Raw genomic sequence first — 14,210 nt, forward strand, 5'->3', positions numbered from 1 at the left:
AAAAGGTTCTCATTAAATTGAGAGCCTTTTTACATGCCTTCTAACAAAAGAAGTATATCTTTTTTAGTTAAGATTTGCTCAAAAGGTGGATTCAAACTCACTTCGCCATTACGTATTATTCCGATAAGTAAACGTTCTGAGCAGACATAGTAATCGGATACTTCTAAAAAGTTTTTTCCTACTAATTTTTCAGGTAAAGCACATTGAGAAAATTGTTGATTCGATAGTATTTCTAGTAATAATTCAAATGGTCGTAACGACGAGGTACGAAAGATTTCATGATAAAACAAGGTACTCATAAAGTCATTTGAACGAATGATTGTATCTGCACCGGCGCGTTTCGCGTTTGAAATTTGGGTTTTCATAAGAATTTCTGTGATAATTTGAATTGTTGGATTGTTTCCACGTAATGCTACTGTTGTTAAGATACTTGTTTGATCTGCTTGACGTTCTTTTTTTGCTGGATCTGCTGTAACGATGGCATATTTTGCGGCCTGAACGTTAGCCTTTTCTAAAATATCATCTGCAGTTGGATCACCGTGAATAAAGTGAAGGTTGTGTTCTTTGTAAGGAAGTTGATTTAAGGAATGATCAATTAAGACAAATTCCTCCTTCTTATGATGTTTATCCATCATCTCAAGTAGCTGTTTTGTCCGTTCATTCCAACCAATGAAAATAATATGATTTTCTCCTTTAAAGGTAATATCCCCTTTTGATAGTGACTCTTCTTGTTTGATGGTTGTAGCTGATATGGTTGCCATATAAAAAGTTACAACTCCACCACCAGTTAGTATTAAAAGAATACCAAGGATTTTGCCTAGTGTACTTAATGGAATATAATCTCCATAACCAACCGTTGATCCTGTCACAAATGCCCACCAAATACCATCAAAAATAGTCGTGAAGTGCTCGGGTTCGATTAAGTGTATAAGGAGACCAAAGCTAAACATTAGTATGAATACGGTTGCTAGTAAGCGTAGTAAATTAGGTAAACGAAAATAATACTGCCAAAATTTATAAAGGTGCAATTTCTCACTTCCTATCCAAAAATTAAAGTTAAAGATTAGTATTTACCAAAAAATTTGATATGATGTTAATAGATTATTTAGGAGGTCATACAAAAATGGAAAAAGAGAGACAACAGTTTTTAATGGAACTACTACAAACACCATCTCCATCAAGTATGGAAATGGAGATTCAAAAAAAATGGATGCGTTATGTTGAGCCTTTTGCAGATGAGATCATGACAGATCATGCAGGTAACGTAATTGGTGTGTTGAATAAAGAAGCTGATTTTAAAATTTTATTAGCTGGTCATAGTGATGAAATTGCACTTGTAATCAATCGTTTAGATGAACAGGGTTTTTTATATTTTGATAAAATGGGTGGAATTAATCCAAAAGCGGCTGTTGGCATGAAGGTAGATGTTTTAGGTTATGGTAAGAAAATCACCGGTGTTATCGGCGTTAATGCGCAACATCATGGTGGTATTAAAGGTGATTTTGACGTAGAAGATCTTTTCATAGATTGTGGTGCACAATCAAAAGAAGAAATCGCAGCATTTGTGCAAATTGGTGATCTTGCGGTATATCAACGCGAACCAGAAGTATTGATGGATCGCTACATAACGGGACGAGGTTTAGATAACCGTACAGGTGCATTTATCGTTGCTGAGGTATTACGTAGACTCTCTGATAAAGATTTAAAGGTAGGTGTCTATGCCGCAAGTACAGTGAATGAAGAAACAAACATGGGTGGTGCTTATTTTGCAGCAGCAGGAATTGCACCAACAATGGCAATTGCGTGTGATGTAACGTTCGCTACGGATTATCCAAGTGTTAATAAAAATAAACATGGAGACATTCGTTTAGATGGTGGGCCAGTGTTAGCAAAAGGAGCACCAATTAATCGAAAAATGAATATCCTATTAGAGGAAACTGCGAAACAGTTAAATATGGACGTGCAATATGAGCTAACTCCACGCATGACGGGAACAGATGCTGATAAAATGCGCTTAACAGGACGTGGTGTGCCAGTTAGTTTAGTCTCCTTACCTTTGCGCTATATGCACTCACCTGTTGAAACAGCTAGCATTAAAGATATTGATGAAGAAATTGACTTGTTAGTTGCAATGATAGCTGGTATGACTGGAAAAGAAAGCTTAAATCCATTAGATGAATAAGGCGATTTCTTGAAAGTTAAACTTTGTGAAAAGAAATACATGCAAAACCCTTCACAATGTTTTTAATTTATTGTATACTAAGATTAATTAAATATCGATTCTATCTTCGGGGCAGGGTGAAATTCCTGACCGACGGTGATAAGCGTTAGATCGCTTTTAGTCCGTGACCCACTTTCATAGTGGTGGACCTGGTGCAAATCCGGGACCGACAGTTAAAGTCTGGATGGGAGAAGATAAGGAGCAAAATTTGGTATATGTATGTATACCTTTATTTCCTGATATGTGTAAACCCTAAAAGCCCCCATTTGGTTTTAGGGTTTTTATAATGTCTAAAGGATTGCTCTACCTTCATCAAGATTAGAATCGATAAAGATGAAGGAGGAATTAGATTGCAAACAACTAAATCGCAATCATCAAAATTATTAAAATTAATTATTCTAGCTCTATTAGGTACAATTTCGTTGGTATTATTATTTATAAACTTTCCGTTACCATTTTTACCACCGTATTTAAAAATTGACTTTAGTGAAGTTCCAGCATTAATTGCAGCACTATTGTTTACACCAATGGCAGGAATAATTGTCGAGGCAATTAAAAATTTATTATATTTAATCTTTACAGGTGCAGGAGATCCAATTGGAGTGGTCGCAAATTTTATAGCTGGCGTATTGTTCGTTGTTCCAGTATCGATGTTATATCATAAATTTAAAGGTAATAAGAGTCTAGTTTCTGGATTAGTAACTGGTACTGTCGTGATGGCCTTAGGAATGAGTGTACTAAATTACTTTGTTATTTTACCTGCTTATAGTTGGTTTATGGGCTGGGAAACAATGAGTAGTACAGTCAAGTTAAGTACGGTCCTAGTTGGTGTACTACCGTTTAATGTAGTGAAAGGAATTATTTTTGCGGTGTTATTTGTTCCATTATATATAAAGCTTAAACCATGGATTGAACAAAAAAGGGCAACGATAGGATAAAAAATATCAAAGCAGGCTCCCTTAAAAGGAAACCTGCTTTTTTGATTGAGATAATTTAATTTGAGAAAGCGGACTTTTGAATCGGGCGAACACAGCTGGAATCGAGCGAACGCACAATTCATTCAATCAAAAAATTATCGTTTTTCTACAATGCCGATTGTAGAGCGTGAAGTAGCAATTAATTTATCTGATTCATCAACAATGTCAATTTGCCATACCATCGTAGTTCTACCAATATGCACTGGTTTTGCACGAGCGATCACCCAGCCATTCTTCTTACTTTTAATGTGATTAGCGTTAATTTCTATTCCGAAAATATTGTATTTGCTGGCATCAATATTTACTAAGGATCCAATGCTTGCGGCTGACTCAGCTAATGCTACACTTGCTCCGCCATGTAAATAACCCATTGGTTGCCGTGTCTTTTCGTTAACAGGCATTTTAATTTCAACTAAATCTGCCTGTGCTATCATAACTTCCATTTCTAACGCTTCCATTAATGTTCCGTTTAAATCCATTTAAATACCACCTCTCTTATGAAAAAAGCAGACACAATTTTTAATGTCTGCTTTTCTGTACGTATACGTTCTATTCTATAAAGAAAAAGGAATAAAGAATTGAATTAACAAAGATAAAGCTAGTAGAAATCCGTAAATTGTATTTGTTTGTGCAGTTGCTATCATAGCTGGAATCATTTCGACGTTAGTGGTTTTTCCTTGGAATCCATTAATAGCCTGTTTCGCTTTTTTAATACTCAATAATGTAAGAAGCGACCAGAATGGTAAAAGTCCGATACCAACAAATAGCACAGTCAAAAGATAACTAATAGAAAATAAAGATCCAAGCAATTTGACTGCTTTTTCATGTCCAAGTAAGATAGCAACTGTTTTACGACCGTTCGCTTTATCACCTTTTAAATCGCGGATGTTATTAGAAAGCATAATTAATCCGATGAAAATTGCTAAAGGAATGGAGATTAAGAGCATATCACCTGATATTTCCATTGTCTGTACGAAATAACTAAATCCGATTAACATCGTTCCCATGAAAAATCCAGAAACAATTTCTCCAAACGGTGTGGAAGCAATTGGATATGGTCCGCCTGTATATAAATAACCAATTAACATACAGAATAAACCGACAGCGCAGACCCACCAATTAGACTCTAAACAAATATAAACACCTAATAACATCGCGAGTAAAAAGAAACTACAAGCCAGTGTTAAAACAGTTTTTGCGGAAATCCCATCACGGACAATTGTTCCACCGATTCCAACAGAATTCTCGTTATCGAGTCCGCGGACATAATCGTAATATTCATTAAACATATTGGTTGCTGCTTGAATAAGCATTGCGGCTAAAAGCATTGCAGAAAACAGTAAGATATTTAACGATCCATCTAATAGAGCTAACATGCTACCGATGAATACTGGAACAAAAGAAGCGGTTAATGTGTGCGGACGAAGTAACCTCCACCACACATGAAAACCCGGTTTTTCGTTCAATGTTGATTTTATGGTACTATTTTCTAATGATTGCATAATCCTTATTTCTCTCCTAACTGACGTATAACGCGCAATTTCTTTTTATTATCTTGTCTTTAAACCTGATAATTACGCTAATATAATCTATAATAACATTATAAGTTTAGAGAAGGAAAGAAGTCGTGTCAATCAAATTGAATAAAAAATTATTGGTAAGGAATCAAATTGTTGAGAAAGATTGCGAAACAGCATAAAATATAAAAGGGGAAAGTTTTAAGTTAATAAAAATAGTGAATAGATGTATCATATATTATGGATCAAAGCCTTAATAGATAACCCCTATCATTATTGGAGGGTAGCACACATGATTGATATAGAAAAAAAACAACTAGATATTTTATTAGATGAGGCAATTAAAAAAGCAAAAATAAATAATACGGCACAAATGCTCAGTTTTACAGAAAAAATTGATCCAGTTGATCCACATGTTTTTTTTGAACAAGCGAAGTTTTTAGAAGAAAATCGTTTATTTTGGGGTAGTGTACCTGATGATTTTTATTTAGTTGGTGCAGGAACAGCGATTTCGATGCATGCAGATGATGCTTATTATCAAAATACAGAAAAACAATGGAAACGTCTTTTAGAAGACGCTATTATTTATAATGAATACAAACAGCCTGGCACAGGTCCAATTGCGATTGGTGCTTTCCCATTTGATACTACGAGTAGTCAAACGCCATTATGGGATAATTTTAACGGTAGCTATTTTCGCGTGCCTACTTATTTGTTGACGAAAGATAAAGAAGATTTTTATTTCACGGTTAATTTGCACATAAAAGAATCAGATCAAAAGCATCAGTTACAGGAAAAAATTGAAAAACAAAAAAACATGCTAATTTCACCACATATAGTAAAGCACGCGTTACCAGTTCTTAAAAACAAATCAGAAAGCGATCCAACAATTTGGAAACAACTAGTAAAACAAGCTACAAAGAAAATTAATCAAGGGCAAGCAGTTAAAATTGTATTAGCGAGAAAAATGGAAGTGGATTTTGCTGAACCGCCAGCAATTGTTTCTGTTTTAAAAGAATTAACAAGCAATCAAACATTAAGTTTTGTTTTTGCGATTGAAAAGGAAGAGGATTGTTTTGTTGGTGCGACACCTGAAAGACTTGTACGTATTGATAATCAACAGTTATTTTCTGCGTGTTTAGCAGGGACTGCACCACGTGGTAAATCAAAAGCTGAAGACGATAAAATTGGACAGGCGCTATTGGAAGATAGGAAGAATAGGGAAGAGCATAATCATGTTGTTCATATGATTCGAGGAGCATTAGAATCCTATTGTGAAGCAATCGATATTCCTGCTGAACCAGTAGTTTATCCATTAAAAAACTTACAACACTTATATACACCTGTGGTAGCAAAACTCAAGGAAGGTTTCACGATATTTGATGTTTTAAGGGATCTTCATCCAACACCGGCATTAGGTGGCTTACCACGAGAGGCTTCATTGACTTTTATTCGAGAATACGAATCCTTGGATCGTGGTTGGTATGGTGCCCCAATTGGTTGGCTAGATGCATATGCAAATGGGGAATTTGCTGTAGCAATTCGTTCTGCAGTCGTGCAACATAAAAAAGCCACGTTATTTGCAGGGTGTGGTGTTGTAAAAGATTCGATTCCAGAAGAGGAATATGAAGAAACAATGATGAAGTTCACACCGATGTTGACAGCTTTAGGGGGTGTAATGGATGAACCATACTGAAAGTTTAACACGCTACGTAACACGTTTTGTTGATGAACTGTACCAAAATGGATTAAGAGACGTTGTTATTTCACCAGGTTCCAGGTCAACGCCTCTTGCACTATCCTTTGCAGCCTTTCCATCCATTAAACATTGGGTTAATATGGACGAGCGCTCTGCTGCTTTTTTTGCACTGGGTATAGCGAAGCAAACGAAACGTCCTGTTGCACTTGTTTGTACTTCTGGTACGGCAGCAGCGAATTATTATCCTGCGATTATTGAGGCCTTCTACAGTAGGGTGCCATTACTTGTTTTAACAGCAGATCGTCCTCATGAACTAAGAGATGTTGGAGCTCCGCAAGCCATTAATCAAATCCATTTATACGGCGATTATGTAAAATGGTTTCATGATATGAGTTTACCTGAACTAACTGATCAGCAAGGAACTTATGTAAGAGGAAAGGCTTCAGCTGCCTATAAAACTGCAAATACAGCTAACCGTGCTGCTGTGCAAGTAAACTTCCCTTTTCGGGAGCCTTTAGTTCCTGACTTTACATTAGAAAATTTGTGGTGTGCAGATAAAGATACACCACATTTGGAAGTGAATCAGGGAAAGAAACAGCTTTCGAAGGAGCAGTTAACAGCTTTACATAATCAGTTTTCAACAATGCAAAAAGGTATTATTGTGTGCGGGCCTATGGAAGACCAGCAGGCTCAAAAAGAGATCATTGCACTAGCAAATGCTTGGCAATTACCATTATTCGCTGATCCATTATCACAATTACGTTCAGGTGATTGTGACAAAAGTAATGTAATCGAAAGTTACGACGCCATTTTAAAGCATAAACAAACAAGGGATCTATTTAAGCCGGATTTTGTTATTCGTTTTGGTGCTCAGCCTGTATCTAAACCTTATACATTGTGGGTAAAGGAAAACACGCAAATTGTTCATTACGTAGTAGAAGAAGCAGAAGGATATCGTGAGCCAATTGGTCACCAATCTACTGTTATATACGCTGATCCGCAACTTTTTTGTGAAGGATTAGTAACAAACCCTGTTCCTCATTTTGATCAACAGTGGCTGAAGGATTGGCAAAAAGGTAATAGTATTGCAAAAGAAGTTCTACAAAAAAACACAACTCAAGTAGTAACAGAAGGACATGTCGTCCAGTTTATTGAAAAGATTATACCGGACAATAGTACATTTTTCGTCGGTAATAGCATGGCGATTCGTGATGTAGATACTTTTTGGTTTAATACGGATAAACAAATTCGTATTTTAGCAAATCGTGGTGCGAATGGAATTGATGGGGTTACATCTAGTGCGCTTGGTGCGGCTACTGCTGTTGATCGCGTGACATTATTACTTGGTGATTTATCTTTTTTCCATGATCAAAATGGTCTATTTATGACAAAGCACTATTCCTTGAACATAACGATTGTTTTAGTGAATAATAACGGTGGAGGGATTTTCTCGTTTTTACCACAGGCAAAACAAGAAGTAGAGCACTATGAGGAGTTATTTGGTACGCCAATGGATTTAGATTTTTCTCATGTTGTTACGTTATACCAAGGGCAATATTCAAGTCCAGCTGATTGGCATGCTTTCCAAACAGCATTAGAAAAAAGTTATCAAACTGAAGGTCTATCGGTTATTGAACTAAAAACGAATCGTATAGATAATGTCGCATGGCATGAAGAAAAATGGCAAACCATTGCTAGGCATTTGGAAGGTGAATACGATGTATCTAACCGTAAATGATCGATCTTATTGGATAGAAGAAAATGGCGATAAAACAGGCATTCCGATTCTTTTTTTACATGGATTTACTGGAAGTAATAAAACGTGGCGTGAAACGATGGCGTCCTTTTCTGCTTATCATTGTATTGCACTTGACCTACCTGGTCATGGTCAAACGAAATCTAATGACCCTGTTCGAATGGAAGATTTCTGTGAAGATCTAGCTTTGATCCTTAACCAATTAGCGATAAAACAAGTTCATCTAGTTGGTTATTCAATGGGTGGTAGGGCAGCTTTATCATTTACACTAATACACTCTAAAATGGTTGCATCGCTTACTTTGGAGAGTGCTACACCAGGTCTTGACTCACCGAATGAACAGGTGGCTCGACAAACAAAAGACGATAGTTTGGCAGAAACAATAGAAAAAGATGGTATACTAGCGTTTGTTGATCAGTGGGAAAGCTTGCCGTTATTTGCTACACAACAGACATTATCACATGCAGTGAAAAACGAAATAAGAAATGAACGTCTAGCACAATCTGAAAAAGGCCTTGCATCCTCGTTACGTGGTATGGGAACGGGGAAACAACCTTCGTGGTGGGATCAGTTAGCAACGATCACTGTACCCGTTTTGGTCATTGTAGGCGCGTTAGATGAAAAATTTGTTGCAATTGCTAAAAAGATGGTACAGCGCTCAAAAACAATGGGTCTACATATTGTTTCTAATGCTGGCCATGCTGTTCATGTGGAAAAAAAGCAAAAGTTTGATACAATAGTAAAAGATTTTATTAATGATATGGAGGAATAATGATGACAGTAACATGGGAAAGTGTGAGAGAATATAGTGATATTTTATATCATAAGAATGATGGGATTGCTAAAATAACAATTAATCGACCAGAGGTGCGTAACGCATTTCGTCCACAAACAGTGCATCAACTTATCGATGCATTCGCAGATGCGAGAGATGATTCAAGCATCGGTGTTATCGTTCTTGCAGGAGCGGGAGATGAAGCATTTTGTTCGGGTGGTGACCAAAAGGTTCGAGGTCATGGTGGTTATGTAGGAGATGACCAAATTCCGCGTTTAAATGTTTTAGATTTACAACGTTTAATTCGTGTTATTCCAAAACCCGTTATTGCAATGGTTTCTGGCTATGCAATTGGTGGTGGGCATGTTTTACATATTGTCTGCGATCTAACAATTGCAGCTGATAATGCTGTCTTTGGTCAAACAGGTCCTAAAGTTGGTAGTTTTGATGCAGGTTACGGTGCAGGTTATTTAGCACATATCGTTGGACAAAAAAAGGCGCGCGAAATATGGTTCTTATGTCGTCAATACAGTGCACAAGAAGCAATGGATATGGGCTTAGTTAATACAGTTGTCCCATTAGATCAATTAGAAGCTGAAACCGTGCAGTGGTGCCAAGAAATATTAGGGAAATCCCCAACTGCCTTACGTTTCATTAAAGCAGCTCTAAATGCTGATACAGATGGTATAGCAGGTATGCAACAAATGGGTGGAGATGCGACCTTGCTTTATTATACAACAGACGAAGCAAAAGAAGGCCGTGACGCATTTAAAGAAAAGCGTGATCCAGACTTTAAACAGTTTCCGCGTTTTCCATAATATGGTTTTAATTAAACAAGAGGCGAGCATGAGAAAGAAAATGTTCGTCTTTTTCTTACATAAGGGGATGTGCGATTATGACAGAAAAAATGCCTCATTGGTTAGATAAACAAGCAGATATTACACCGGATGGATTAGCAATTGAATCTCCTTTCGTTCCTCCAGTCACATTTTCTATTCTTCGATATCGTGCGCAACAATTTGCTAAAAAACTGCAATTTCTTGGTGTGCGAGAAGGTGAACATGTCGCGATTCATTCCAAAAATAGTATCGAGATGATTATAGCTATTCATGGTTTATCTTATTTGGGTGCAGTTATCGTGTTACTTAACACACGTCTTTCTAAAAGTGAATTAGCCTTTCAAATAGAAGATGCAAACGTAAGGCACCTTGTAACTACATCGGAAGATCAAAGTTATATAGAAGGGTTTGTTGAACCAGATGTTGTAAAGGTTGTCTCCTTTACAACAGTAGAAAAACAACCAGAAATAGTAGGGGATTTAAAAATAGAAATGAATCCCGATGATATATTTTCAATTATTTATACGTCTGGAACAACCGGAAAACCAAAAGGTGTCGTTCATACATATGGTAATCATTGGTCAAGTGCAATTGCTTCTGCCTTAAATTTAGGTATTGATAAACAAGATAAATGGTTAGCAACGTTACCTTTATTCCATGTTGGTGGGTTCTCTTTACTAATGAAGAGTGTTATTTACGGTATGCCAATCTACTTATTAGAGAAGTTTGAAGTGGAGTCCATTCATCAAGCGATTATGAATAAAGGCGTGACAATCGTTTCTGTTGTTTCCGTTATGTTAGATCGTTTAATGGAGGAATTAGCTGCTAAAAGCTATCCAGCGGAATTCAGATGTATGTTGCTTGGTGGAGGACCGGCTTCCGCTTATCTGTTAGAAAAAGCAAGGCAAAAACGTATTCCAGTTTTTCAAACTTACGGAATGACCGAAACGAGTTCACAAATTGTAACCTTAAGTCCAAATGAGGCATTAAGAAAAATCGGATCAGCTGGAAAGGCTCTTTTTACTGCGCAAATGAAAGTAATCAATGACAAGAAAGAGGCCAATCCATTAGAAATTGGTGAAATTTTTGTGAAAGGCCCAATGGTGACAAAGGGTTATTATCAGAATGAAGCGGCAAATAAATCTGCTGTCTTACACCAAGGTTGGCTTGCAACAGGTGATCTAGGTTATCTTGATGAAGAAGGCTTCTTATATGTCGTTGATCGAAGAAAAGACCTAATTATATCTGGTGGGGAGAATGTTTACCCTGCTGAAATAGAGAACGTGTTAGTAGGTATAAAGGGAATTAAAGAAGCTGGAGTAGTAGGACAGGAAGATCCAAAATGGGGAAAAGTTCCTGTGGCTTTTATAATAGTTGAAGATAAACTCGATCTAGATTTAGTGAAACAACAGTGTAGAGATGAATTAGCTAAATATAAAATTCCGAGAGCTTTTTATATTGTGGACAATTTGCCTCGCAATGCCTCTAATAAACTGCTCCGTCATCAACTAGTAACCCGACTTGAACAAAATATAAAAGAATAAAGCAAACAATTTCCATTGATTAAAGAACCTGCGTTCGTATATACTATATATACGAACGCAGGTTCTTATTTTGAGGAGATGTTAAGCGTGTCTAAAGTGATTTTTTTGGTTGATATGCAATCTTTCTACGCATCGATTGAAAAGGCAACAAACCCAGACTATCAGAATAAGCCGCTTGTGGTATCTGGTGATCCAGCAAGAAGAAGTGGGATTATTTTAGCTGCTTGTCCAATCGCAAAAGGATATGGAATCAAAACAGCTGAAACATTATGGGAAGCCCAACTTAAATGTCCAGAAGTAGTAATGGTAAGGCCACGTATGCAGTTATATATTGATGTCTCCTATCATATAACAAAGATTTTAGAGCAATTTACTGATTGTATTGAAGTATACTCGATTGATGAACAATTTATTGATATTACAGGTAGTCAACATTTATTTGGTACACCACAACAAATAGCGGAAAAAATACAACAAACTATTTTTGAAGATGTAGGTATAAAAGCACGAATTGGGATGGGATCGAACAAAGTATTGGCTAAAATGGCTTGTGATGCATTTGCAAAAAAATCACCAAATGGTATTTTTCGATTAGATCCAAGTAATTTACAAGAAAAACTATGGCCGCTTCCGATCGGCGAACTATTCGGTGTGGGACGAAAAATGGAAGCGCATTTGCAGAAGATGGGGCTACACACGATTGGTAACCTGGCAAATTATCCAGTGAAGTGGTTGCAAAAGCGTTGGGGAATAAACGGAGAATTATTGTGGCGTACAGCGAATGGCATCGATGAAAGTCCAGTTACAACCACAACACATCAAGAACAAAAAGCGGTAGGGCATCACATGACACTGCCACGAGATTATCAAAAGTTAGATGAAATTAAAGTTATTGTATTAGAGCTAAGTGAAGAAGTTGCACGTCGCGCACGTGCACACCACTATATAGGGCAGACCGTTTCAATCAATGTACAAGGTAGTAGCACTTCCGAAGTTTCGACTGGATTTAATCGTCAAAAAAAATTAGTTACGTCAACAGCCTTTGGTTTCGATATTTATGAAACAGCTGTACAGTTATTTCACAAGTATTGGGATGGCCTTCCTGTAAGGGGAATTGGTATAACCTTAGCACAGCTAGAAAAAGCAGACGCTTATCAGTTGTCTTTATTCGATGATACATTAGAAAAAGTTAGGTTAAATGAAACGATGGACGGTATTTATCAAAAATATGGACCAACAGCAATTGTAAGAGCCTCATCTCTTATGGAGGCAGGCCAAGCACATGTTAGAGCGAGCAAAATTGGCGGACACGATAAAGGAGTAGGATTATAGATGAAGCCAAATAAATTAACACCTGGATACAATCTGATGTGGGAATCAAGCAGGATGATGCTCCCTGAACATAAACAAGTCTTACGGGCACATCAAAAGGAACTGAAAAAACAAGCAAAGCCAATTTTAGATGAACAGCAAATCATCCTTTTTTCTGAGCAAATTGTAGAAGCCAGATATTTTGAAAAGACGATTAAAATTAAAGTGTTTGACCCTTATCAAACGCTATATGTTATTGGAAAAGTAATGAAAGTAGATGAGCTGGAACAACGAATTAAGCTAGTTACAATTGACGGAATCAGTTGGGTATCGCTTGATGAGATACTTGATTTGACGATAGAAAACAATAATATCGAGTAGAATTCCCGAAGCGAGTGATAAGATTAAATGATAAAGATTATCAAAATCATTGACGAATTAGTTAATAGCCAATAAACTAGAGGTACTGATAAAAAAATTACTGCCTAAAATATAGTTTGAAATGCAGCTACTTATTTTTCTGATATAAATCAGCAACGCTCGTAAGGGAGAGATTGCATATGGAAACGATCGCTACGAAAGATTTAACACTAGGTTACGGTGATGATATTATTATAGATGATTTAAATATGACTGTACCTAAAGGTGAAATCACAGTTTTCATCGGTGCAAATGGTTGCGGTAAATCGACTTTGCTTCGTTCAATGGCAAGACTGTTAAAGCCAAAAGAAGGCGGAGTTGTTCTTAACGGGGAAAATATTGCAAAAATGCCTACGAAAGAAGTAGCAAAGCAACTTTCTATTCTTCCGCAAAGTCCGATAAGTCCAGAAGGTCTGACAGTTGAGGATTTAGTTAAACAAGGACGTCATCCATATAAAAGCATGTTTAATAGATGGTCTGGTGAAGATGAAGATGCTGTAAATGAAGCGTTAGAATCAACCAATATGTTAGATTTAAGAGATCGTGCAGTTGATTCGTTATCAGGCGGACAACGCCAACGTGCTTGGATTGCAATGATTTTAGCACAAAAAACGGACACTATTTTATTAGATGAGCCAACTACTTATTTAGATATGACTCATCAAATTGAGGTCCTTGATTTATTATTTGAATTAAATGAAAAGCATAACAGTACCATTGTGATGGTATTACACGATTTGAATCTTGCTTGTCGTTATGCTCACCATATAGTTGCGATTAAAGATAAAAAAGTTCATGTACAAGGAAAACCAGAAGAAATCATTAGTTGCAATATGGTTCATGATGTATTTCAAATGAGATGTGACGTAACCTATGATCCGGTTTTCGGTACACCAATGTGTATTCCACACGGACGCGGTCGTTGTTTAATAAAAGAAGTAGTAGCAGAGTCCCAAAAGAAAACAGCACAAGCACAATAAACTAGAAAGCGACTATCTTAGATAGTCGCTTTTTCTATTGTTAGTGTAGGAAACCTCGAAAAACCTAAGACACTAGTTAAGCTTATTCTTTTTAAAAATAACTCTTTTCGCAAATGTCTTTGCTTTACAATATACGGACGTGAGAGCTTGAGAAATAATTCGACGGAAGCG

General features: G+C 36.7%; 13 protein-coding genes and 1 riboswitch. Of the genes, 10 read left to right on the plus strand and 3 right to left on the minus strand.

The window, feature by feature from the left end:
* Positions 1-29 precede the first annotated feature (29 nt).
* Positions 30-1,028 (minus strand): potassium channel family protein, encoded by a 999-nt coding sequence (locus D2K60_RS05795; protein ID WP_240335248.1) that lies wholly within the window; start codon positions 1,026-1,028, stop codon positions 30-32.
* 95 nt (positions 1,029-1,123) lie between these two features.
* Here D2K60_RS05795 and D2K60_RS05800 point away from each other — a divergent pair, with 95 nt between their 5' ends.
* Both D2K60_RS05800 and D2K60_RS05805 read left to right on the plus strand, forming a co-directional pair.
* Entirely contained in the window at positions 1,124-2,182 is a 1,059-nt protein-coding gene (locus D2K60_RS05800) for a M20/M25/M40 family metallo-hydrolase (protein WP_117169021.1), read from the plus strand.
* Positions 2,183-2,280: 98 nt separating this feature from the next.
* Positions 2,281-2,421: riboswitch (FMN riboswitch) on the plus strand.
* Positions 2,422-2,571: 150 nt separating this feature from the next.
* Entirely contained in the window at positions 2,572-3,159 is a 588-nt protein-coding gene (locus D2K60_RS05805) for an ECF transporter S component (protein WP_117169022.1), read from the plus strand.
* A gap of 134 nt (positions 3,160-3,293) precedes the next feature.
* Here D2K60_RS05805 and D2K60_RS05810 read toward each other — a convergent pair whose 3' ends face one another.
* Positions 3,294-3,677: a hotdog fold thioesterase gene (locus tag D2K60_RS05810; RefSeq protein ID WP_117169023.1), complete on the minus strand. Its 384-nt coding sequence runs from the start codon at positions 3,675-3,677 to the stop codon at positions 3,294-3,296.
* 75 nt (positions 3,678-3,752) lie between these two features.
* Complete coding sequence (locus tag D2K60_RS05815) at positions 3,753-4,700, minus strand: 1,4-dihydroxy-2-naphthoate polyprenyltransferase (RefSeq protein WP_117169024.1); 948 nt, start codon at positions 4,698-4,700, stop codon at positions 3,753-3,755.
* Between the two features lie 307 nt (positions 4,701-5,007).
* Here D2K60_RS05815 and D2K60_RS05820 point away from each other — a divergent pair, with 307 nt between their 5' ends.
* The 8 genes from D2K60_RS05820 (at position 5,008) to D2K60_RS05855 (ending at position 14,039) form a co-directional block, all read left to right on the plus strand.
* Positions 5,008-6,411, plus strand: a complete 1,404-nt coding sequence (locus D2K60_RS05820) for an isochorismate synthase (protein ID WP_117169025.1) — start codon at positions 5,008-5,010, stop codon at positions 6,409-6,411.
* Positions 6,398-8,152 carry a 2-succinyl-5-enolpyruvyl-6-hydroxy-3-cyclohexene-1-carboxylic-acid synthase gene (menD, locus tag D2K60_RS05825; protein WP_117169026.1) on the plus strand — a complete coding sequence of 585 codons (1,755 nt, stop codon included), beginning with the start codon at positions 6,398-6,400 and terminating at the stop codon, positions 8,150-8,152. Before D2K60_RS05820 ends, menD begins: the two co-directional genes overlap by 14 nt.
* Positions 8,133-8,942: a 2-succinyl-6-hydroxy-2,4-cyclohexadiene-1-carboxylate synthase gene (menH, locus tag D2K60_RS05830; protein ID WP_117169027.1), complete on the plus strand. Its 810-nt coding sequence runs from the start codon at positions 8,133-8,135 to the stop codon at positions 8,940-8,942. The genes menD and menH overlap by 20 nt, the downstream gene beginning before the upstream one ends.
* 2 nt (positions 8,943-8,944) lie before the next feature.
* A complete protein-coding gene (gene menB, locus D2K60_RS05835) occupies positions 8,945-9,763 on the plus strand; it encodes a 1,4-dihydroxy-2-naphthoyl-CoA synthase (protein WP_117169028.1) in 819 nt (272 codons plus the stop codon).
* A gap of 77 nt (positions 9,764-9,840) precedes the next feature.
* Positions 9,841-11,328, plus strand: coding sequence for an o-succinylbenzoate--CoA ligase (locus D2K60_RS05840; protein ID WP_117169029.1), 1,488 nt, complete (start codon positions 9,841-9,843; stop codon positions 11,326-11,328).
* A 78-nt stretch (positions 11,329-11,406) separates the two neighbouring features.
* Positions 11,407-12,660 (plus strand): DNA polymerase IV, encoded by a 1,254-nt coding sequence (locus D2K60_RS05845; protein WP_117169030.1) that lies wholly within the window; start codon positions 11,407-11,409, stop codon positions 12,658-12,660.
* Entirely contained in the window at positions 12,661-13,020 is a 360-nt protein-coding gene (locus D2K60_RS05850; RefSeq protein ID WP_117169031.1) for a YolD-like family protein, read from the plus strand.
* Between the two features lie 179 nt (positions 13,021-13,199).
* The gene (locus D2K60_RS05855) at positions 13,200-14,039 is read left to right on the plus strand and encodes an ABC transporter ATP-binding protein (protein ID WP_117169032.1); all 840 of its coding nucleotides are present in this window, start codon (positions 13,200-13,202) and stop codon (positions 14,037-14,039) included.
* Positions 14,040-14,210: the final 171 nt, after the last annotated feature.

The sequence above is a fragment of the Paraliobacillus sediminis genome (genome assembly GCF_003426055.1).